17 protein-coding genes are annotated in these 20,882 nt (G+C 72.0%); 9 read left to right on the top strand and 8 right to left on the bottom strand.

Annotated features, from left to right (window positions below; genetic code table 11):
* The first annotated feature begins 133 nt into the window (after nt 1-133).
* Nucleotides 134-2,746, top strand: a complete 2,613-nt coding sequence (locus tag AB5J55_RS12825) for a M14 family zinc carboxypeptidase (RefSeq protein ID WP_369270797.1) — start codon at nt 134-136, stop codon at nt 2,744-2,746.
* Nucleotides 2,747-2,755: 9 nt separating this feature from the next.
* Nucleotides 2,756-3,907 (top strand): serine hydrolase domain-containing protein, encoded by a 1,152-nt coding sequence (locus tag AB5J55_RS12830; RefSeq protein ID WP_369270798.1) that lies wholly within the window; start codon nt 2,756-2,758, stop codon nt 3,905-3,907.
* 70 nt (nt 3,908-3,977) lie between these two features.
* Here AB5J55_RS12830 and AB5J55_RS12835 read toward each other — a convergent pair whose 3' ends face one another.
* Together AB5J55_RS12835 and AB5J55_RS12840 are read right to left on the bottom strand one after the other, a co-directional pair.
* Entirely contained in the window at nt 3,978-4,397 is a 420-nt protein-coding gene (locus AB5J55_RS12835; protein WP_369270799.1) for an organic hydroperoxide resistance protein, read from the bottom strand.
* A gap of 106 nt (nt 4,398-4,503) precedes the next feature.
* Nucleotides 4,504-5,502 (bottom strand): NADP-dependent oxidoreductase, encoded by a 999-nt coding sequence (locus tag AB5J55_RS12840; RefSeq protein WP_369270800.1) that lies wholly within the window; start codon nt 5,500-5,502, stop codon nt 4,504-4,506.
* A gap of 102 nt (nt 5,503-5,604) precedes the next feature.
* On the opposite strand from AB5J55_RS12840, the gene AB5J55_RS12845 reads away from it, so the two are divergent.
* The 3 genes from AB5J55_RS12845 (at nt 5,605) to AB5J55_RS12855 (ending at nt 9,097) form a co-directional block, all read left to right on the top strand.
* Entirely contained in the window at nt 5,605-6,045 is a 441-nt protein-coding gene (locus AB5J55_RS12845) for a MarR family winged helix-turn-helix transcriptional regulator (protein WP_369270801.1), read from the top strand.
* Nucleotides 6,046-6,200: 155 nt separating this feature from the next.
* Complete coding sequence (locus tag AB5J55_RS12850; RefSeq protein WP_369270802.1) at nt 6,201-8,843, top strand: LuxR C-terminal-related transcriptional regulator; 2,643 nt, start codon at nt 6,201-6,203, stop codon at nt 8,841-8,843.
* A 56-nt stretch (nt 8,844-8,899) separates the two neighbouring features.
* On the top strand, nt 8,900-9,097 hold the full coding sequence (locus AB5J55_RS12855) for a hypothetical protein (protein WP_328881926.1): 198 nt from the start codon (nt 8,900-8,902) through the stop codon (nt 9,095-9,097).
* Nucleotides 9,098-9,136: 39 nt separating this feature from the next.
* Here AB5J55_RS12855 and AB5J55_RS12860 read toward each other — a convergent pair whose 3' ends face one another.
* Complete coding sequence (locus tag AB5J55_RS12860; protein ID WP_369276170.1) at nt 9,137-9,553, bottom strand: SHOCT domain-containing protein; 417 nt, start codon at nt 9,551-9,553, stop codon at nt 9,137-9,139.
* 320 nt (nt 9,554-9,873) lie between these two features.
* Here AB5J55_RS12860 and AB5J55_RS12865 point away from each other — a divergent pair, with 320 nt between their 5' ends.
* Nucleotides 9,874-11,796, top strand: coding sequence for a glycoside hydrolase family 15 protein (locus AB5J55_RS12865; RefSeq protein ID WP_369270803.1), 1,923 nt, complete (start codon nt 9,874-9,876; stop codon nt 11,794-11,796).
* 27 nt (nt 11,797-11,823) lie between these two features.
* Here the strand turns inward: AB5J55_RS12865 and AB5J55_RS12870 are convergent, their stop codons facing one another.
* The 4 genes from AB5J55_RS12870 to AB5J55_RS12885 all read right to left on the bottom strand — a co-directional run bounded on the left by AB5J55_RS12870 (nt 11,824) and on the right by AB5J55_RS12885 (nt 15,686).
* The gene (locus tag AB5J55_RS12870) at nt 11,824-12,225 is read right to left on the bottom strand and encodes an SHOCT domain-containing protein (protein WP_369270804.1); all 402 of its coding nucleotides are present in this window, start codon (nt 12,223-12,225) and stop codon (nt 11,824-11,826) included.
* A gap of 137 nt (nt 12,226-12,362) precedes the next feature.
* Nucleotides 12,363-13,625 (bottom strand): hypothetical protein, encoded by a 1,263-nt coding sequence (locus AB5J55_RS12875; protein ID WP_369270805.1) that lies wholly within the window; start codon nt 13,623-13,625, stop codon nt 12,363-12,365.
* Between the two features lie 102 nt (nt 13,626-13,727).
* Nucleotides 13,728-14,144: a hypothetical protein gene (locus AB5J55_RS12880; RefSeq protein ID WP_369270806.1), complete on the bottom strand. Its 417-nt coding sequence runs from the start codon at nt 14,142-14,144 to the stop codon at nt 13,728-13,730.
* Between the two features lie 105 nt (nt 14,145-14,249).
* On the bottom strand, nt 14,250-15,686 hold the full coding sequence (locus AB5J55_RS12885) for a DUF2252 domain-containing protein (RefSeq protein ID WP_369270807.1): 1,437 nt from the start codon (nt 15,684-15,686) through the stop codon (nt 14,250-14,252).
* Between the two features lie 152 nt (nt 15,687-15,838).
* Between AB5J55_RS12885 and AB5J55_RS12890 the strand changes: the two genes are divergently transcribed.
* Nucleotides 15,839-17,221: a diacylglycerol kinase family protein gene (locus AB5J55_RS12890; protein WP_369270808.1), complete on the top strand. Its 1,383-nt coding sequence runs from the start codon at nt 15,839-15,841 to the stop codon at nt 17,219-17,221.
* A 25-nt stretch (nt 17,222-17,246) separates the two neighbouring features.
* Here AB5J55_RS12890 and AB5J55_RS12895 read toward each other — a convergent pair whose 3' ends face one another.
* A complete protein-coding gene (locus AB5J55_RS12895; protein WP_369270809.1) occupies nt 17,247-18,287 on the bottom strand; it encodes a hypothetical protein in 1,041 nt (346 codons plus the stop codon).
* A gap of 313 nt (nt 18,288-18,600) precedes the next feature.
* Here AB5J55_RS12895 and AB5J55_RS12900 point away from each other — a divergent pair, with 313 nt between their 5' ends.
* Both AB5J55_RS12900 and AB5J55_RS12905 read left to right on the top strand, forming a co-directional pair.
* Nucleotides 18,601-19,764 carry a mandelate racemase/muconate lactonizing enzyme family protein gene (locus AB5J55_RS12900; RefSeq protein WP_369270810.1) on the top strand — a complete coding sequence of 388 codons (1,164 nt, stop codon included), beginning with the start codon at nt 18,601-18,603 and terminating at the stop codon, nt 19,762-19,764.
* The gene (locus tag AB5J55_RS12905; RefSeq protein ID WP_369270811.1) at nt 19,761-20,765 is read left to right on the top strand and encodes a zinc-binding dehydrogenase; all 1,005 of its coding nucleotides are present in this window, start codon (nt 19,761-19,763) and stop codon (nt 20,763-20,765) included. Before AB5J55_RS12900 ends, AB5J55_RS12905 begins: the two co-directional genes overlap by 4 nt.
* Nucleotides 20,766-20,882 lie beyond the last annotated feature (117 nt).

The raw sequence follows: 20,882 nt of genomic DNA on the forward strand, positions 1-20,882 counted from the left end.
CTCAGCATGCCCCGTCCGGCGGCCCCCGCATGGGCCATCCGGGGCACCGGTGACACCAACTCCCTCTTGTTGCGGTTGAGTCGAACAGGTACACCTCGCCGTACCGATCTCAGGAAGTTCCGAGGAGGTACGCGTGCGCACGACGAGAACCGTTCCCGCGAGACCCGTTCCTGCCAGGCCCGTTCCCGCCCGACCTGTTCTGCTCACCGCCCTCGCCCTCACCACGGCGGGCTCCCTGCTCCTCACCCCGCACACCGCCGTCGCGGATCCCCAACCCCCGGGCCACCACCCCCCGGTCCATCGCGAGGCCGCGCTCGACCGGGATGCTGCGCGCACGCCCGCGAGCGCCGCCCAGCGGGCCCTGGACACCGCCGAAGCGCCCTCCGCGGCGATCGGCGACGACAGCCGCGGCTACCCGCGCCGGCAGATCCTCACCCCCGACCCCGAGAACCCGGCCGACAAGTCCATCAAGCTCGGCCTCACCCCGTACCACGCCATCGCGCCGAAGCTGAACGCCCTGCAGGCCCTCGGCGACCGCGTGAGCGTCGAGGTCGCGGGCCGCTCGGCGGGCGGGCACCGGCTCTACCTCGTCACCGTCACCGCCCCCGAGACCGCCCGCCAGGCGCGCACGCAGGCGCGGATGCGCGAGCTCATCGAGAACGCGCCCGCCCTCGCCGCCAAGTCCCCCGAGGTCAGGAAGAGTTACAAGGCGCCCGTCTTCCTCAACAACAACATCCACGGCAACGAGTGGGAGGGCACCGACGCCAGTCTGAAGCTCATCGAACGGCTCGCCACCGCCACGGACGCCAGGACGCGCGACCTGCTCGCCCACAGCCGCCTGTACTTCAACATCACCGCCAACCCGGACGGCCGTATCGCCGGGACCCGCGCCAACGCGGGCGGCTTCGACATGAACCGGGACTTCGTCACCGCCTCGCAGCCCGAGACGCGGGCGATGCGGCAGATCATGGTCGACAAGCAGCCGGCCGTCATGCTCGACCTGCACGGCTACGTCAACGGCACCCTCATCGAACCCACCACTCCCCCGCACGGCGAGAACTACGAGTACGACCTGTTCCTGAAGAACACCTACGCCAACGCCCTGCGCATGGAGACCGCCGTCAACGGCCTCGGCCACACGCCGGCTAAGGACGGGGTCGAACCCGCGCAGATTCCCTTCCGGGACCAGGAGGAGGGCTGGGACGACTGGCCGCCCATCTTCACCCCGCAGTACGCGGCCTTCCACGGCACGGTCGCCGCGCACACGGTGGAGATCCCGATGCAGGTGAACAACAACGCCTACAACACGCTGCCGCAGGCCGAGCTGCGGCGCCGCTCCGCGATCAACGTCGACGTCGCCGGGGCCGCCCTGCGCGCCACCCTCGACTTCGTCCGGGAAAGGCGTACGTCACTCGTCGCCGACCAGATCGAGGTCTTCCGGCGAGGAGCGGCCGGCGCCGCGCAGGTGCCGGTGTCCGAGGAGACCGTCCCGGGCGTCCCCGGCATCGGCGCCGAGGACGTCTACACGACCACCTTCCCCCGCGCGTACGTCATCCCGGCCGGCACCGGCGCCCAGCGCTCGGCCCCTGCCGCCGGCCGCCTCGTCGACCACCTCCTGGCCAACGACGTACGGGTCACCCGCGCGGCCCACTCCTTCCGGCTGGGGGGCCGGACGTACGCCAAGGGCTCGTACGTCGTCGACATGCGTCAGCCGAAGCGCGGCCTGGCGAACGCGCTGCTCGCGGACGGGCGGGACATCAGCGCCAAGGTCTCGGCGATGTACGACATCTCGGGCTGGAGCCTCGGCCGCCTGTGGGGCGCGGCGGTCGAGAACCTGCCGCGTATGCCGTACGGCACTGCCCTGCGCCCCGTCCGCGCGGCGGCCCCCGTGGCGTACGTCGCCCCGCGCGGTGACCTCCGGCTGAGGCTCGACGACCCGAACGAGGTCGCCGCCCTCAACGCCCTGCTGCGGCAGGGCGTCGAGGTGCGCCGTGCCGCCGACGGCAGCGCGATCGTGCCGGGCTCGGCGCGGCGACAGGCCGTCGCAGCCGCGCGTGCGCACGACGTCGCCTTCCACGCGACCCCGCTCACCGGCACCGCCCCGCTCCACCGCACCCGCGTCGCCGCCGCCGTCACCGCCGGCGAGCTGTTCGCGTTGCGGGAGATGAACTTCGAGGTCACGCCGGTCTCGACGGACGTGCTGAACGCCGGGTTCGACTGGTCGTCGGTGGACGTGCTGTTCGTGTCGGCGGGGTTGGAGTACGGCGACCTCACCGCCCCCGCCCGTACGGCCCTCGACGCCTTCCTCGACGGTCACGGGCTCGTCGGCAGGGGTGCCACCGGCGCCGCGCTCAACACCGCGACGGGACTGCTGGCGGCGAAGCCGGTCGAGGGCAACGGGGACGCCAACGGTGTAGTACGCGTGGTGAATTCGGGCAGCACTCTGATGTCCGGCGCTCCGGGCCACGGTTTCGTCTACGCGCCCGTGTGGTTCACCGACCTCGGTCCGGACGTGCGGGTCGAGCAGGCGTACGCGACCGGGAACCCGCTCGTCTCCGGGCACTGGCGAGCGGCGGCGGACGGCTCCGGCGGGCCGGCGGACGCGGCGGGGCAGGCTTCGGTGGTGAGCGGGCCGGGAGCCGTGCTGTTCGGCACGGAGCCGCTCTTCCGGGACCACCCCAAGGGAGAATTCGCCCAGGTCGGCAGGGCATTGTTCAGCATGGCGCAGGCCAGTGGCACCAGATGAGGAGAGCGGATGACACCAGTGATCCACGGCACCGTAGTGGACGGCTTCGAGCGGGTACGTGAGGAGTTCGCCGCGTTCGTGTCGGGTGAACTCCCGGACTACGAGGGCCAGTTGTGCGCGTACGTGCACGGCCGGAAGGTCGTCGATCTGTGGGCCGGTGACGGTTGCGAGGCCGACTCCCTCTACGGCGTGTTCTCGTCCAGCAAGGGCGCCGCTCACCTCGTGGTCGCCCTTCTGATCCAGGACGGCACGCTCGAACCGGACCGCAAGGTGACGTACTACTGGCCGGAGTTCGGTGCCGAGGGCAAGGGCTCGCTGACCCTGCGCGATCTGCTCGCCCACCGGGCCGGGCTGGTCGGGCTCGACGCCGGGTTCACCGACGAGGAGCTGGCCGACGACCGCGCCATCGCCGAACGCCTCGCCGACCAGCGGCCGTTCTGGCGCCCCGGCACGGCCTTCGGCTATCACGCGCTCGTCATCGGCGCGCTCACCGGCGAGGTCGTCCGCCGCGCCACGGGCCGTACGCTCCAGGAGGTGTACGAGGAGCGGGTCCGGGCGCCGTACGGCCTGGGCTTCCACCTCGGGCTGCCCGCCGAGCTGGATCACCGCTACCGCTCCGTGCAGCCGATGGCCCCGACGCCGGAGCAGCAGGCGGTGCTGGACTCGGTACCGCAGGGCCCGCACACGCTGTCGTCCATCGCCTTCAACACGCATGTGCCGGAGCCGGGGGGCCTCGCGGACTACCCCAACTCCCGTACCGTGCGCGCCAACGGTCCCGCGTCGGCGGGCGGCGTCGCCTCCGCGCGCGGGCTCGCCGGCATGTACGCGGCGGCGATCAGCGAGCTGGACGAACGGCCGCCGCTGCTCAAGCCGGACACCATCGCCGAGGTCGGCCAGATCCACTCGACCGGGTACGACCTGGTGGCCCGGGCCCACAAGTCGTACGCCCTCGGCTTCCAGGCGACGGCCGACACCTGGTACCCGTTCCTGGGCGCCGGCACCTTCGGCCACAGCGGCGCCGGCGGTTCCCAGGCCTTCGCCGACCCCCGCAGCGGCCTGACCTACGGCTACACCCGCCGCCGCTGCGCCTTCCCGGGCGGGGCGGCACCGGAGAACCAGAGGTTGGTGAGGGCGGTCCACTCGGCAGCGCCGGCGAGCTGAGCAGCGGGCACGACAGAGGCCGCACCCCATGTCCAGGGGTGCGGCCTCCTGCCGTACGGATCGAGCCGGCTCAGACCAGCGTCACGGTGATGTTGCCGCGGGTCGCCTTCGAGTACGGGCAGACCTGGTGGGCCTTCTCGAGCAGGTTGCGGGCCGTCGCGGCGTCGACGTTCGGGATGGCCGCCGAGATCTCCACGATGATCCCGAAGCCGTCGTCGTTCTTGCCGATGCCGACCTTCGCGGTGACGCTGGAGCCGGTGATGTCGGCCTGCTCCTGGCGGGCGACGACGCCCAGGGCGCCCTGGAAACAGGCGCTGTAGCCGGCCGCGAAGAGCTGCTCCGGGTTGGTGCCGGCGCCGCTGCCGCCCATCTCCTTGGGCGGGTTCACGACGACGTCGAGCTTGCCGTCGTCGGTGGCGACGCGGCCGTCGCGGCCGTTCTCGGCGGTGGCGACGGCGGTGTACAGGACCTCGGACTGCTGGATGGACATGCGGTGTCTTCCTCCTCGGTCCGCCGCGACTCGCGCCCACGATCGCGACGGATTTCGGAAAGAAGTTACCGCATGTCGGAAATCCAGCACAGGGCCCGGCCCATCCCTACAGCTTGACGATCATCTTCCCGGTGTTGTCACCGCGCAGTACTCCGAGGAACGCCTCCAGGTTGTTCTCGATGCCCTCGACGAACGTCTCGCGGTACTTGAGCTGACCCGAGGCGACCCAGGGGCCGACCTCCTGGACGAACTGCGGCTGCAGGTCGTAGTGGTCGCCGACGAGGAGGCCCTCGATGCGGGCGCGGGTCGCGATGAGGCGGGCGAGGTTCTTGGGGCCGGGAGCGGGCTCGGTGTTGTTGTAGACCGAGATCATTCCGCAGACGGCGATCCGGCCATGGAGGTTGATCTGCCCGATGGCGGCCTCCAGGTGGTCGCCGCCGACGTTGTCGAAGTAGACGTCGATGCCGTCGGGGGCGGCCTCGCGCAGCTGCTCGGCGACCGAGCCGTTCTTGTAGTTGAAGGCGGCGTCGAAGCCGTATTCCTCCACGAGGAGCTTGACCTTCTCGTCGGACCCCGCGGAGCCGATGACCCGGGAGGCGCCCTTGAGCTTGGCGATCTGCCCGACCTGGCTGCCGACGGCACCGGCGGCACCGGACACGAAGACGGAGTCGCCCTCCTTGAAGACGGCCGTGCGCAGCAGGCCCGCGTAGGCCGTGAGGCCGGTCATGCCGAGCACGCCCAGGTACGTGGACAGGGGCGCGGCGTCCGGGTCGACCTTGACGGCGTTCTTGGCGTCCACCGCGGCGTACTCGCGCCATCCGAAGAAGTGCAGGACGTGGTCGCCGACGGCGATGCCCTCGGCGTTGGACTCGACGACCTCACCGACGGCGCCGCCCTGCATGACCTTGCCGAGCTCGAAGGGGGCGACGTAGGACTTGGCCGCCGACATGCGTCCGCGCATGTACGGGTCGACGGAGAGGTACTTGTTCCGTACGAGCACCTGGCCCTCGCCGGGGGTCGGCATCTCGGCCTCGACCAAGGCGAAGTCCTCGGGCTTGGGCCAGCCGACGGGGCGGGAGAGGAGGTGCCATTCGCGGTTGATCATGGGGGGTGCGCCTTTCCGGTCCGTGCGTTTTTACTTCAGTACCTGAAACAACCATGCTCCTGAATATTTCAGGATGTCAAGTAATGGGGGTACCCTGAGAGCATGGCCACCACTCCGCAGAAGACCCACCGTCCCGATGAACTGACCCTGGAAGTCGTCGACCTCATCGGCTCGGTCGTGGCCCGCTATCACGAGGAGTACGAGGAGGCCGCCGCCGAGCACGCCCTGACCGGCGCGCAGGCGCGGCTGCTGAGCCTGCTGTCGCTGGAGCCGCTGCCGATGCGGAAGCTGGCGCAGCGGCTGCGCTGCGAGCCGTCGAACGTGACCGGCATCGTGGACCGCCTGGAGTCCCGCGGGCTGGTGGAACGCCGGCCGGACCCGGCGGACCGGCGCGTGAAGCTGGCCGCGGCGACCGAGGAGGGCCGCCGGGTGGCACGCAGCCTGCGCGATTCCCTGCGCTTCGCCCGGGAGCCGCTGGCCGGGCTGTCGGACCAGGAACGGCTGGCTCTGCGGGACCTGCTGCGGCGGATGCTGGACGCCTAGGCCCGTGGTGAACGCCCGTGATCGCTTGCGGGCGGGCCGGTCCGGGGTGACGATCGGAGGGTGGGTGTTGAGGGTGTCGTGTCGCTCGGGCATCCACGAGGCGTGTGATGGACGCGAAGTCACGCTCCGCCGACGGGAGCCACGGCGATTCCGCCATGAGGGCGGTGACCCCGGGCGGTGACCCGGTTCTCGCCGCACGGTTCGCCGTGCCGACGGTCCCCCGGACGTTCGTGCGCAGGGCCCGGCTCCTCGATCAGCTGGCCGAGAGCCTGCGCACCCCCCTGACGCTGGTCAACGGGCCCGCGGGAGCCGGCAAGACCCTGCTGGTCGCCGACTGGATCACGGCACGCGAGCCGGGGGACGTCGCCTGGCTGACGGTGGAGCCGGAGGACAGCGCCCCCGGCGTGTTCTGGACCTACGTCCTGCATGCCTTCCGGCATCACGAAATCGCCCTGCCCGCGGACATCGGCAGCCCCGCCCGCCCCGGCGAGGTCGACCACTCGCTGCTGGCGCGGGTCGCGGCCTGGCTGGACGGACGGGACAGGCCGGTGACCCTGGTCCTGGACGAGTTCGACCGGGTGGCCGGGTGTGCCGAGGTGGCCGACGGACTGCAGTTCGTGCTCCGCCACGCGGGCGACGGCCTGCGCCTGATCGTCGTCAGCCGCACGGAGCCGCTGCTGCCGCTGTACCGCTATCGGGCCGCCGGTGAGCTCGTCGACATCCGGGGCGCCGATCTGGCCTTCCGCGCCGAGGAGACGGCTGCCCTCGCCGGCCGGCACGGGCTGGCGCTGTCGGGCGCGGGCGCGCGCCTGCTGACCGCGCGCACCGGCGGCTGGGCGGCGGGACTGCGGCTGAGCACCCTGGCCGCGCAGCGGGCCGACGACCCGGAGGGCTTCCTGGCGGAGTTCGAGCCGGGGCACAGCACGGTGGCCGACTTCCTGCTCGGCGAAGTGCTCCGCGCCCACCCGCCGGAGACCCAGGAGCTGCTGCTGCGCGCGAGCATCCTGGAGAAGATCCACCCCGATCTGGCCAACGCCCTCACCGGCAGGGTCGACGCGGAGCCGATTCTGGAGGGCCTGCAACGGGCGAACGCGTTCGTCGAGCCCATCGGGCACTCCTGGTACCGGCTGCACCCGCTGTTCGCCGAGATCCTGCGGGTGCATCTGGGCGTACGCCACCCCGGCCTGGCGCCCGAGCTGCACCGTACGGCCGCCCACTGGCTGAGCCGGGCGGGGCTGCTCGACGAGGCCCTGTCGCATGCGGCGGACGCCGGTGACTGGGAGCTGGCCGCGAACGAGTTCATCGGTCGGCTGGCGATCGGCCGGCTGCTGACGGGACTGTCCGCCGAGCGGCTGGACGGCCTGTTCGCCAGGATGGCGCCGGAGACGTCCGGGCCGGCCCCCGATCTGGTGCGCGCGGCGCGCGAGTTGGCCCATCACGACGTCGACCGGGGGGTCACCTACCTGGGACGCGCGGAGCAGAACCTGCCCGACGGCGACTCCGGCGACGCGGCCGCGGTGCGGCTGAGCTGTGCCGTGCTGCGGGTGCTGGCCGCCCGCGTCGCGGGCTCGGCGGACCTGGCCGAGCTGGCGGCGAAGGCCGCCGCGGAGGCGGAGCGGGCCCTGCCCGCCGACCGGCTGGAACAGTGCCCGGAGCTGACGGCCCTCATGCTCACCGACCTCGGATCGGCGCAGCTGTGGGCGGGCCGCTTCGATGCCGCGCGCTCGACGCTGTCCGACGCCGTCCGCTCCCCCCAGGAGCCCTCGACGGCATTCGCCCGGCACGAGGCGCTCAGCAGGCTGGCGCTGATCGACTTCCTGCAGGGCCGTCCAGGGCGGGCCGAGTCGCATGCCAGGGACGCGGTCGCCGAGGCGGAGCACTCGGGGCTGCCCGAGTCCGACCGGTCCGGGATGGCCCAGCTCGTGCTGGCCGCCGTGGCCATCGACCGCGACGACCTGGCGGAAGCCCAGGGCCACCTCGACCGGGCCGCCGCCACGTCCGCCGCCCCCCGCGATCCCGTCGTGGCCGTGGAACTGGCGATCCTGCGTTCCCGGATGCTGTTCGCGAAGGGGGACCCCCGCTCGGCGCTGCTGGCACTCGACGACATGGCGAAGCAGCCCCTGGTGTCCGCCGAGCCCTCCCCGTGGGTGAACGACCGCATCGCGATGGCCATGGCCGCGGCGCATCTGGCCGACGGCGATCCGAAGGCGGCGGTGAAGGTCTTCGAGGACCGGCCGGCCCACGGCCCGGAGAGCCTGGTGGCCGAGGCCCGGGCGCGGGTCGCCGCCGGCGAGGGCGAAACGGCCCTGCGCATCCTCGACGAGCTCGAACTCCCCGAGCACCGCGACCCCGGACCCGTCATCGACGTATGGATTCTGCTGACCCGTGCGCAGGCCGCCGACGCGCTCGGCGACTCCGCCGCAGCCGAGAGCCTGCTGCTACGGGCCCTGGCCGCCGCGCGCCCGCATCATCTGAGGCGGCCGTTCCTGGACGCCGGGGCCTGGGTCAGGCGGCTGCTGCTCCACCGGCCCGCGCCCGCCCGGGAGCACGCCTGGCTGACCGGCACACTCGCGCCCGGGCAGGAGGAGTCCGTGGGCCCGAGCCCGGAAACGCTCAGCGCGCGGGAGCGGGACGTCCTGGAGCGGTTGGCGCAGCTCATGTCCACCGAGGAGATCGCCGCCGACCTGCATCTGTCGGTGAACACGGTGAAGACGCACCTCAAGAGCATCTACCGCAAGCTCGCCGCCACCCGGCGCGGCGAGGCGGTCCGCCGGGCCCGTGAGTTCGGGCTGCTCTGACGTGTCACCTCGCCCGGGTGATGCCACCCGTGCCCCAGGTCGCCGAGCATGAGGTCATGCGCTACGAAATCCGCGTCGACGGGCAGATGTCGGATGAGTTGACCACGGCGTTCCCCGAGTTCGACAGCTTCGTCGTCCCCAACCAGACGGTGCTGTACGGCCAGGTCGACGACGAGGCGCACCTGTACGGCCTGTTGATCCGTTTCCAGTCGCTGGGGCTGCGCGTGGCGGAGTTCCGCCGGCTTCCGGAGTGAACCTTCCTCAGGCGGGTGCCGGTCCGGGCGTCGTACGGCTCAGCCCGCGAGCACCTTCGCCTTCGCCCGCGCGTACTCGGCGTCGCTGATGTCGCCGTGGTCGTGCAGCCCGGCGAGCTTGGTCAGCTGGTCCGCATGGGACGGCCCGGTGTGCGCGCTCGTCCCGGTCGTCGTCCCGGTCGTCGCGGTGGCCCCGGTCTCCGGGGCATCGGCGGCCACCTCCTGGACGTAGGAGCGGAACGCCTCCTCCTGGCGCCGCTGCTGGCGCGCGTCACGCTCACCCATGCCGCGCCCGCGGGCGACCAGATAGACGAACACGCCGAGGAAGGGCAGCACACAGACGAAGACCGCCCAGCCCGCCTTGCCCCAGCCGCTCAGGCTGTCGTCCCGGAAGATGTCTCCGAAGACCCGGAACAGCATCACGAACCACAGCACCCACAGGAAGAACCAGAGCATCGTCAGGAAAGCGTTGAGCAGCGGATAGTCCACGGTCGCCTCCACCTGCCGGCCGTCGTGCGGCCACGGCGGCACTCCAAGCCTGATGTGTTCCACGCTGCGCCTGTCGCCCCGGGACGGCATCACCCGGAGCGGGTGGGGTGCGGCCGCCGACCGCGGCAGCGCGGCGGTCCCCCGCCCGGGCGGGCCGCGCGCCGGCTGCCGCGGGGTTTCACCTGTCAGGGGTGAAGCCCCGCTCCGAACGCTCTCGAACGATGAATGTGGAGCCGTGTCATGCGTGCTTCGGCAGACCGCGTGCGTACCGGTGGAGGGAGGCAGGCATGGTCGACCGCTATCCGCCCATCGCCGAGCACGGAATGGTCGGCGACCTGCAGACCGCGGCTCTGGTCTCGTCCGCCGGGACCGTCGACTGGTGGTGCACGCCGCGCTTCGACTCGCCCAGCGTCTTCGCCTCGCTGCTGGACAGCGAGCGCGGGGGCCACTGCCGGTTCGCCGTGGACCTCCCGGAGGGCGAGGGGCTGACGGTACGACAGCTGTACCTGTCCGACACGGCGATCCTGATCACGCGGTACATGGCGCCCGGCGGCGTCGGCGAGGTCGCCGACTTCATGCCTCCCATCGACTCCCCGACGCCGACGGACCGGCACCGGCTCATCCGGATCGCCCGCGTCGTCCGGGGCAGCCTGCCCTTCACCGTCGCCTGCCGCCCCCGCTTCGACTACGCCCGCGCCCCGCACACCCTCACGCTCCCGTCGGACGAAGACCGCTCGGCGGTCTTCCACGGCCCGGGTACCGACCTGCACCTCCAGTGCACCCCCGGGGTCGCCTTCCACGCGGACGGCGACGACGTCACCAGCCGCTTCACCCTCTCCGCCGGGCAGGCGGCGGCCGTAGTGCTGACCTCCACCGCGAGGGGCGGCGTCCCCGGACCCGAGCCGACCCTGCGCAGCCTGATCGACGACATGGGGTCGTGCCGCACCTTCTGGCTGGCCTGGCTGCGCTCCTGTTCCTACCGAGGGCGCTGGCAGGACGTGGTGAACCGCTCCGCGATCACGCTCAAGCTGCTCACCTACGCCCCCACGGGCGCACCCGTCGCCGCCGCCACCATGGGACTGCCCGAGCAGATCGGCGGCGAGCGCAACTGGGACTACCGCTACACGTGGGTCCGCGACGCCTCGCTCTCCGTGCGGGCCCTGATCGACCTGGGCTTCGAGGCGGAGGCGTACGCGTACCGCCGCTGGCTGCGCGAACGCGTCGAGGCCGGCGGCACCGCCACGGGCGACCCCCTGCAGATCATGTACCGGGTGGACGGCGACCCCCAGCTGACCGAGGAGACCCTCAACCATCTGGAGGGCTACCAGGGCTCACGGCCCGTCCGGGCCGGCAACGCGGCCGCCGGCCAGCTGCAGCTCGACATCTACGGCGAGGCGGCCGACGCGCTGGCGGTGCGCGGCGACATCGGGGCGATCCGCGGCTGGGACGCCATGCGTGACGTCCTGGACTGGCTCTCCGAGCACTGGGACCAGCCCGACGAGGGGATCTGGGAGACCCGCGGCGGGCGGCAGAACTTCACCTACAGCCGGCTGATGGCCTGGGTCGCCTTCGACCGCGGTATCCGCGGGTCCATCGCGCACGCCCGCCCGGGCCGGATCGGCCGCTGGACCGACACGCGCGACGCGATCTTCCGGCAGATCGTCGAACGCGGCTGGCACCCCGGGCGCCAGGCCTTCGTCCAGCACTACGACACGGACGTCCTGGACGCCTCGCTGCTGCTGATGCCCCGGGTCGGCTTCATCTCACCGCACGACCCGGACTGGCTCAGCACCCTCGACGCCATGGACGAGGAGCTGGTCAGCGACAGCCTCGTCTACCGCTACGACCCCCAGGCCTCGCCCGACGGACTGCGCGGCTCCGAGGGCACCTTCAACCTCTGCAGCTTCTACTACGTCGAGGCCCTGGCCCGCAGCGGCCGGCTCGGGCAGGCCCGGTACGCCTTCGACAAGATGCTCACCTACGCCAACCCCGTCGGCCTCTTCGCCGAGGAGATCGGCCCCTCGGGCGAACAACTCGGCAACTTCCCCCAGGCGTTCACCCACCTCGCCCTGATCACCGCGGCCACGTCCCTGGACGAGCAACTCGGCCGGGCCGAGGCGAGTCCGACACACGGCGACGGCCAGTACGCGACGCCCCACGGCTACACACCGCCCGTCCCACGGGCCGGCGCAGGCGAGGACGGCGGCTGATCCGGACCGGCAGCTCGGGCATGCGTGTCAGGCCGTGAGGACCTTCGACTTGGCCTGCTCGTACTCGGCGTCGGTGATGTCGCCCTTGTCGTGCAGCGCGGCAAGCTTGCCGAGTTCGTCCGCCTTGGCGCCCGGCGCCTTGGGCCGCGGTGCGGCGGCCTCCTGGACGTAACTGCGGAACGCGCGCTCGCGGTCCTGGGCCATGCGCAGCTCGCGCTCGCCCATGCCGCGTCCGCGGGCGATCAGGTAGACGAAGACACCGAGGAACGGCAGCACGCACACCATCAGCGTCCAGCCCGCCTTCGCCCAGCCGCTCAGTGCGTCGTCGCGGAAGATGTCCATGACCACGCGGACCAGCAGCATGATCCACATGATCCACAGGAAGAACCAGAGCATGGTGAGGAAGACGTCGAGCAGGGGGTAGTCCATGGTCGCCTCCGCTTGCCGGCCGCCGCGACGACCGCGCGGCTGACGGGGCCCCGGTGGTCCCGTGGCCTTCACGATGCGCCGCGCCGGTCCGCCGGGCATCACCCCTCACGGGTGGGCCTTGTCCGAGGTCGGCCCTGTCACGGGTGCGCCTCGTCGAGGGCGGGTGGCGCGGCTTCGGCCCGGCCGCCGGCCGCGAGCAGCGCCAGGACCGCCAGGGTGCCGAGCAGGACGAGCGCGAAGGCCAGGATCGTGAGCGGGGTGGGACGGTTCCACACGGCGAAGATGAAGGCCAGGACCGCCAGCGCGGACAGGGCGATCGACCGGCGGTGGGTCTGTGCCCACGCGCCGACCCGGCCGGCCCGGATCTCGTGCCGGTAGGCCCAGGTGGCGAGCGAGTCCGCGGTGCGGTCGCAGGCGCGGCGGATCGCGACCGGCAGGCGGCCGGGGCCGATCAGATAGGCGCCGAGCGCGACCACGATGCCGAGCACGATCGTGGTGCGCAGGGCGGCCTTCAGGAAGCGCAGCAGCGTGTCGAAGACGGCCGCGGCGGCCGCGTCCGACTGCACGGCGGCCGGGAGGTGGTCCAGGTAGTAGCGGCGTACGACGACCAGGGCGATGACCACCACCAGGCAGGCGAAGGCGGCGCCCAGCGCGGTCCAGGCGAGCGCCCGCCGCCGGCGGCGGGCCACCAGCACCCCGGCTGCGCCGATGACGACGGTGAGGACGGGCAGCCAGTAGCCGACGGTGTCCAGCAGACGGGCGCCCTCGCGGACCTTCTCCAGTTCCTCGGACTGGAACAGCACCAGCTGCTTGTCGACCTGGGGGATCGCCTTCGCCGGCGACAGACCGGCGTTGACGAGTTCCGTCTTCACCTGTTCGACGAGCGTGCCGACGTCGAGTGTGACCGTGCCGCCCGCGACCCCGACGGCGCCCCGGCCCTCTCCGGTGAGGGCGTGCACGACGGCGTTGTGGGCCTGTTTGTTGGCGTTGCGCCACACGGTGTCGAAGGCGCCGCTGTGCACGATCCGCGTGACGATCTCCTTCACCGCGCCGTCCACGGCCGAGTCGATCTGCGGACCGAGCCCCTGGATGGCGGCCGCTGCCTGGGGCGGCAGGCCCTGGGAGCGCAGCCAGTCGGCGAGCTGCGCGGCGGCCCGGTCGCCGTCGATGCGGACGTCCACCGCCTCGGAGATCCGGTCGACGGCCGCGTCCTGGATGGCCGGCTCGGTCGCGAGCGGGGCAACGGTCTTCACATAGCGGTCGGTGTCGAGCGCGATGTCGTGGACCCACACCGTGATCAGTGCGACGGGTACGAGGATGCAGGTGACCACGATCAGCACCGCGGACGCCGTCGCTCGGGCGATGCGCCCGGGCGCGGAGGGCTTGTGCGCGGCGCTCATGCGGACTCCAGGTCTTCCGGGGTCCCCGCCCTCCCTTCCATTGCGTCCGCGCACCACGGAAACGGCATGCCGAGTTGGCCCATACGGGCCCCGAAAGGGGTCCTAATCGGCGAAGGAGTCCCGCTTCACCACGCACAGAGCCCAGATGATGAACGCGTACAGCGCGATCAGCGTGAGCGACCAGACCGGGTAGTACGGGATGGACAGGAAGTTCGCGATCAACAGCAGTCCCGCGATGGCGACTCCGAGGACCCTCGCCCACATCTTCGCCCCGAACAGGCCGATGCTCACGACCACGGCGAGCGCCCCGAACACCAGGTGGATCCAGCCCCAGCTCGTCAGGTCGAACTTGAAGACGTAGTTGGGGGTGGAGACGTACACGTCGTCGTCGGCGATCGCCATGATTCCGCGGAAGACGTCGAGGATCCCGGAGATGAAGAGCATCACTCCGGCGAACAGTGTCAGGCCGGTGGCGGCTGTCTGCTTCCCCTCACCGTGGCGGGTAGCGGTGGTGGCCATGTCCGGCCTCCTTTCCTCACTGGGCTGCTGCACGCAGCCGTACACCACCGAGCGTGATCCCTTGGGGGCATGCCCGTCGTCACCCACGAAGGGTGAGGAGGGCTGTCACGCCGCCAGGTCGCTCCGGGCCGTGACGCGGCCCGTGCTGACCGCGTCGGTCAGGGCCTGGTGGTCGCGTTCGTTCTGGTTGGCGTAGGAGTGGGCGAAGTGGGCCAGGGCGCGGTCGAAGGTGTCACTGCGGCCGAGGTAGGCGGCGATGGCGATCGGGTCGCCCGAGCGGGCGTGGGCGCGGGCCAGAGATGCGCCGCACAGCCGGGCGAACAGTCCCAGGGTCCGGGCGTCCATCGTCTCGGGGCGGGCGATGCCCTTCCAGTCGCGCAACTGCCGTACGTAGAAGTCGCGTGGGCGGTCGTCGATGCCCGTGACGTGCTCCCAGCCCAGGAAGATGTCACCGGCGGCCTGCATGAGCCGCTGCCCGGCGACCACCCGCTCGCCCTGGTTCTCGTACGTGCTGGCGCCGCAGTGGGGGGCGAGGACCGAGTCGCCGGCCTCCTTGGCCTGGAGCAGGAGCGGGTCGTCGTCGTCGCGGCCGAGCAGCAGGATGATCCAGCAGCGGGTGCCGACGCTGCCGACCCCGACGACCTTGCGCGCCACGTCGACCACGCGGAACCGGCTCAGCAGATGCCGCCGCTCCGACGACAGGCTGGTCCGGTAGTCGTTGACCAGCCCCCGCAGGGTCTGCGCCACATCCTCGCCCTCCGTCCCCGGCAGCAGCTCCGAGAGCGGTGTGATCAAGGGGGGATCCGAGATGATCCGGGGTACGCCGTCCACCACCCGGGTCAGTTTCGCGGCCGCCTGCAGACTCGTCCGGGCACGGGCCTTCTCCGCCGCCCGCACGGCCCGCTGCTTGTCCTGCTTGCCCGGCCGCTCGGGCAGCAGCACCTCGATCTGGTCGAAGTCGTCCCGCGCGTACCAGACGTCGAGGGTGCGCAGCCCGGCGAACTCGCGCATGCGCTCCCGGTAGGACCCCACGCCGGCCCGCACGACGGCGTCGCACTCCTTCGCCGAGAACCCGTTGGCCCGCCCGGCGATCACCAGACTCGCCGCCAGCCGCTTGACGTCCCACTCGAACGGGCCCGGCAGGGTCTCGTCGAAGTCGTTGATGTCGAAGACGAGGTTGCGTTCCGCGGAGCCGAGGAGCCGGAAGTTCAGCAGATGGGCGTCCCCGCACAGCTGGGCGTACAGCCCGGTGTGCGCACCGGCGCCGAGATCGGACGCCATGATCGCCGCGGCCCCGCGGTAGAAGCGGAACGGCGATTCGAGCATCCGCCCGTACCGGACGGGCACCAGCTCGGGAACCCGGTCGGCGGACTGCCGCTCGATGATGTCGATCGGATCGGGCCGCTTCTCGTCGGGCGCGAAGACGGCATGCTCGGAGCGCGGCACCCGGGCCCGCGCCTCCTTGCCGAGTGCCGCGCGCTCGGCCGGGGTGAGCGGACGGTCGTGCATCACCGAGAGCGGACCGCGGTGCGTGACGGCCATGGTCGGACCTCCTTGCCCGCAGGGGTCGACCGGCCCCCTCCCTGCCCGCATGGTCGACCGCCCCCCTGACCGCATGCTCACAGCCCCGCGCTGCGGTGGGATCACCCGGAGCAGGTGATGCGGGGCCCGGGCGCGGGAGGTGGGATGCCACTGTGGGCGGTACGCGAAAGCCCGCCGGGACGTCCGGCACGGCCGATCGTCCCCGTGCGGCGGCTCAGCGGTGGGCGGCACGCCTGGCCCTGCTCGTCGCTGCCGCCGCCATCGCCGTGCTGCTGGCGGCCGCCGGTATCAGGAGCCTCGCGCTGCTGGCAGTCGGCTTCGCGGGCCTCGCCGCGACAGCCGCAGCCCTGTGGTGGGCGCTCTCCCGGCGCGGCCTGGCCCGGCTGCTCGCCGCCGCACTGGCCGCCCTGCTGCCGATCGCCGTGCTGCTGAACTACGCCGTGGTGGGCCTGCTCTGGGCCGCGCTGGCCGCCGTGGTGCTGTGGATCGCGGCGCTCCTGATCGGGCGGGCCGCCCTCGCCGCGGACGCCGGCCGGACCGGCCCCCGGGAACACCCGACCCCACCGCCGCGGGCACCGTTTTTCATCATGAACCCGCGATCCGGCGGCGGAAAGGTCGGCAGATACGACCTCGTGGCCAAGGCCCGGGCCCTGGGCGCCGAGGTCGCCGTACTCGACCCGGCTCACCCGCAGGACGTCGCCGAGCTAGCCGAGCGGGCCGTGGCGCGGGGCGCGGACCTGCTGGGGGTCGCCGGAGGGGACGGCACCCAGGCGCTGGTGGCGGGTGTGGCGGCCCGGCACGATCTGCCGTTCGTGGTCATCTCCGCGGGCACCCGCAACCACTTCGCCATGGACCTCGGCCTCGACCGGACCGACCCGTCGACCTGTCTCGACGCTCTCACCGACGGCGTCGAGGTGCGCATCGACCTCGGTCTCATCGGCGAGCGGGTCTTCGTCAACAACGCGTCCTTCGGCGTGTACGCGGCGGTCGTGCAGAGCCCCGCCTACCGCGACGACAAGGTGCCGACCATCCTCCGGGAGCTCCCGGACCTGCTGACCCATCAGGTCGGGCCCCGTCTGACCGTCCGTGCGCGGGACGTGGTCCTAGACGCTCCCCAAGCAGTCCTGATCAGCAACAACCCCTACCAGTTGGGCGATGCCGCCGGCCTCGGCCGGCGCGCGCGGCTGGACTCCGGTGCCCTCGGCGTCCTCGGCGTGAAGGTCGACAACGCCGCGCAGGCGGCCGGGCTGCTGCGCGGCCATCAGTCGCGCGAGCTCACGGTGCTGGCCGTGCACGAGGTGGTGGTCGAGGCCGACGCTCCCGACGTCCCGGTCGGTGTGGACGGCGAGGCCCTCCTGCTGCCCACGCCCGTCATCTGCCGCATCACACCCGGCGCCCTGCGGGTCCGCGTACCGCGCGACCGTCCGGGAGTGCCCCAGGCGAAACCCCGGATGGACTGGCGGACGCTGGGCCGGCTGGCGTTGCCCCGCGCTCGTCCCCCAGGCGGTCACGAGCACCCGTATTCGCGGAAGTGAACGACTCCTGCCAGCTACGGCCGGTTCACGTGCACCACCACAGGAACCGATTGCACGTCTCCGTGGGCGTCGGGTCCGGAGTCGGGTCCGACGTGGCCGGTTCCTCGGTCGGGGTCGTGGGATCGGGGTCCGACGGGGTGGTGGGGGCCGAGGTGGCGCCGCCCGGGCCGCCGCTGCCCGCCGGCGCCGACTGGCCGTCCTTGTCGGGGGTCTTGTCCTCGTCCTTCTTCTCGTCCTCGTCCTTGGGCGACTTGGAGGACGAGGGAGACGCCGAGGGATCCGCCGACGGCGAGTCCCCGTCCGTCCGCGGTGTCCCGTCCGTCGCCTCCGGGGACGCGGTCACCTCTTCCGACGCCGCGCCCTCCGCCGATTCGTCCCCGGCGGCCGCGGGCTTGGGGCTCGTGCCCGGGGCGTCCATGCCGAGTTCCGCGAGGCTCAGACCCCCGGCGGCCAGGACGAAGCCCGCGGTCACCAGCAGGACCCGGCGACGGCGGCGCCGGTGCGCGGCGGCCTTGCGATCGCGACGGCTGGCGCCCGACGAGGACCCGTCGTCCGGGTCGTCACCGTCGTCGTCCACTTCTTCGTCGTACGCGTCGTCCTGCGCGTCGTCGTACTCGGCGTACTCGTCACGGCCACGACCCCTGCCACGCCGCTGCGCCGCCCGCCGCGCGGCCCGTCCGCCGGCCGGCGCGACCGGCGCCGCCTCCGAGGACACCTCACCGGCGTCCGCGACCTCGGCGGCCTGCGCGGGGCGCGCTTCGTCGTAGCGGTCGTCGTGGCCACTCGCGCCGTACTCGCCGCCGCCGTACCGCCCGGCGCCGCTCCCGTACTGCCCGGCGCCGCTCCCGTACTGCCCCGAGCCGTCCGCGTACTGGCCCGTGCCGCCGCCGTACTGGCCCTCGTACCCCTCGTACGCCCCCCGGCCCTGCACACCTCGCTCGGCCATCTGCGGGTACACCTCGTTCGGGGCGCCCGCGTACACGCGCAGCTCTTCGACCGCGGCGCCGCACCCCGGGCAGGCGAGGGCGCCATTCAGGTGCCGTCGGCACGGGTGGCAGTAGTCCATGACGCGGGAAGACTAGGTTCCTCACAGGCACCGTTGATAGTCACAGGTGTGAAAGTTGTGTATGGAACTTTCCGTTCCGGCATGGCGAGTTGACGGATATGCCGGGACTCGCCAGACACGCCCCCCACACTCCGCGACCGACTGCCCGAAATCCGTATCGAAAGCGGTGTCGAAACCGTTATGTGTTCGACCCATTGACACTCCCGGCGCCGCCTCCCTACTGTCACGTCAGCATTTCGAACGTGTGACGAAATTTCGAACACGCCGGGGTGCGACGCCAAATGAGCCGACGACGCAGCAAGGGGCAACTGCCGTGCGCATCACCGGAATCAGCACACACGTGGTCGGGACGCCGTGGCGCAACCTGACATACGTCCTGGTGCACACCGACGAGGGCATCACCGGAGTCGGCGAGACCCGGATGCTGGGCCACACCGACGCGCTGATCGGCTACCTGCGGGAGGCCGAGGCCAACCACATTCTGGGTTCCGACCCGTTCGCTGTCGAGGACCTCGTCCGGCGCATGAAGTACGGCGACTACGGGCGGGCCGGCGAGATCGTGATGTCCGGGATCGCCGTGGTGGAAATGGCTTGCTGGGACATTAAGGGCAAGGCTCTCGGCGTGCCCGTGTGGCAGCTGCTCGGCGGCAAGGTCACGGACAAGGTCAAGGCGTACGCCAACGGCTGGTACACCACCGAGCGGACGCCGGAGGCGTACCACAAGGCGGCCCAGGGCGTGATGGAGCGCGGGTACAAGGCGCTCAAGATCGACCCCTTCGGCACCGGCCACTTCGAGCTCGACCACGAGCAGACCCTGTACGCCGTCTCCCTGATCGAGGCCGTGCGGGACGCCATCGGCCCCGAGGCCGAGCTGATGCTGGAGATGCACGGCCGCTTCTCCCCCGCCACCGCCGTACGGCTCGCGCGCGAACTCGCGCCCTTCAGGCCGGCCTGGCTGGAGGAGCCCTGCCCGCCGGAGAACCTGAAGGCGCTGGAGAAGGTCGCCGCCAAGGTGGACATGCCGGTCGCGACGGGCGAGCGGATTCACGATCGCATCGAGTTCCGTGAGCTCTTCGAGAGCCAGGCCGTCGACATCATCCAGCCCGACGTCGGCCACATCGGCGGCATCTGGGAGACGCGCAAGCTCGCCGCGACGGCCGAGACCCACTACGTGCTCGTCGCGCCCCACAACGTCGGCGGCTCCGTCCTCACCGCCGCCTCCCTCCAGGTCGGGTTCACCTCCCCGAACTTCAAGATCCTGGAGCACTTCAACGACTTCGCCGACGCGGAGATCAAGAAGGTCGTCAAGGGCGCCCCGCAGGTGAATCCGGAGGACGGCTGCTTCCACCTCTCCGACGCCCCCGGCCTCGGCGTCGAGTTCGACGCCGACGCCGCCGCCGAGTTCCCGCAGCAGCAGGCCCGGTTCGACCTGTGGGCCGAGGGCTGGGAGCAGCGCAAGCCCAAGGGCGCGCAGTGAGCACCGCCGTCGTCATCGAGGCGCCCGGCGAGCACCGGCTCACCGAGCACACGCCGCGCGAGCCGGAGGCCGGTGAGGCGCTGGTCCGCGTCCACGCGGTCGGCATCTGCGGCAGCGACCGCGAGGTGTACCAGGGCAACCGGCCCGAGGGGTACGTCCGTTACCCGCTCACGCCGGGCCACGAGTGGTCCGGGACCGTCGCGGCGGTCGGTGCCGGGGTGCCGGACTCGCTGGTCGGCCGCAAGGTCGTCGGCGAGGGCTTCCGCAACTGCCAGGTCTGCGACCGCTGTCACGCCGGTGAGACCACGCTGTGCAGCGCGGGGTACGAGGAGACCGGGTTCACCCAGCCCGGCGCCATGGCCGCCACGCTCACACTCCCGGCCCGGCTGCTGCACGTCCTGCCGGACGACTGCGACCTCACCGCCGCCGCCCTGCTGGAGCCCGCCGCCTGTATCGCCGCCGCGGCGATCAAGGCCAACGCGCTGCCGGGTGAGCGCGTGGCGGTCGTGGGGACCGGGACGCTGGGCATGTTCGCCGTTCAGTTCCTGAAGGCGGGCTCGCCGGCCGAGCTGCTCGTGGTGGGCACGCGGGGCGACCGGGAGGCGCTGTCGCGGCAGTACGGGGCGACCGACTTCCGTACGAAGGACCGGCTGCTCCCGGACGACTTCGACGTCGTCATCGAGACCGCCGGGTCCGCCGACGCAGCGCGCACCTCCGCCGCCCTGCTCAGGCGCGGCGGGCGCCTCGTCCTCACGGGGATCCCGGCGCCTGGCGCCCCTGGACTCGACCCGACCGATCTCGTCGTACGGCAGCTGGAGGTGCACACCGTGTTCGGGGCGCCGCCGGATGCCTGGGCGCACACGGTGCGGGTGTTCGCGGCCGGGCTGCTCGATCCGCTGCCGCTGGTCACGCACGAGTTGCCGCTTCAGGAGTTCCCGCAGGCGATCGAGCTCGTCGGGTCCGGTGATCCGAAGGTGGGCAAGGTCCTCCTTCGCCCCTGAGTGCCCCTCAGCCGTACGCCGGTACGGGGGCAATCTGACGGTCCCCGTACCGGCGTACACCAAGCCCCGCACACCCTGAGCCGCGAACCTCGTCCGACATATCGAACAAGAAGGACA

It is taken from the genome of Streptomyces sp. R11, assembly GCF_041051905.1.
In the GTDB taxonomy this organism is placed as follows: Bacteria; Actinomycetota; Actinomycetes; order Streptomycetales; family Streptomycetaceae; genus Streptomyces.

Excerpts from the sequence above, each read along its gene's own strand:
- AB5J55_RS12830 (WP_369270798.1), top strand. The coding sequence starts at position 2,756 with ATGACACCAGTGATCCACGGCACCGTAGTGGACGGCTTCGAGCGGGTA.
- AB5J55_RS12835 (WP_369270799.1), bottom strand. The coding sequence starts at position 4,397 with ATGTCCATCCAGCAGTCCGAGGTCCTGTACACCGCCGTCGCCACCGCC.
- AB5J55_RS12840 (WP_369270800.1), bottom strand. The coding sequence starts at position 5,502 with ATGATCAACCGCGAATGGCACCTCCTCTCCCGCCCCGTCGGCTGGCCC.
- AB5J55_RS12845 (WP_369270801.1), top strand. The coding sequence starts at position 5,605 with ATGGCCACCACTCCGCAGAAGACCCACCGTCCCGATGAACTGACCCTG.
- AB5J55_RS12850 (WP_369270802.1), top strand. The coding sequence starts at position 6,201 with ATGAGGGCGGTGACCCCGGGCGGTGACCCGGTTCTCGCCGCACGGTTC.
- AB5J55_RS12855 (WP_328881926.1), top strand. The coding sequence starts at position 8,900 with ATGCGCTACGAAATCCGCGTCGACGGGCAGATGTCGGATGAGTTGACC.
- AB5J55_RS12860 (WP_369276170.1), bottom strand. The coding sequence starts at position 9,553 with ATGCTCTGGTTCTTCCTGTGGGTGCTGTGGTTCGTGATGCTGTTCCGG.
- AB5J55_RS12865 (WP_369270803.1), top strand. The coding sequence starts at position 9,874 with ATGGTCGACCGCTATCCGCCCATCGCCGAGCACGGAATGGTCGGCGAC.
- AB5J55_RS12870 (WP_369270804.1), bottom strand. The coding sequence starts at position 12,225 with ATGGACTACCCCCTGCTCGACGTCTTCCTCACCATGCTCTGGTTCTTC.
- AB5J55_RS12875 (WP_369270805.1), bottom strand. The coding sequence starts at position 13,625 with ATGAGCGCCGCGCACAAGCCCTCCGCGCCCGGGCGCATCGCCCGAGCG.
- AB5J55_RS12880 (WP_369270806.1), bottom strand. The coding sequence starts at position 14,144 with ATGGCCACCACCGCTACCCGCCACGGTGAGGGGAAGCAGACAGCCGCC.
- AB5J55_RS12885 (WP_369270807.1), bottom strand. The coding sequence starts at position 15,686 with ATGGCCGTCACGCACCGCGGTCCGCTCTCGGTGATGCACGACCGTCCG.
- AB5J55_RS12895 (WP_369270809.1), bottom strand. The coding sequence starts at position 18,287 with ATGGACTACTGCCACCCGTGCCGACGGCACCTGAATGGCGCCCTCGCC.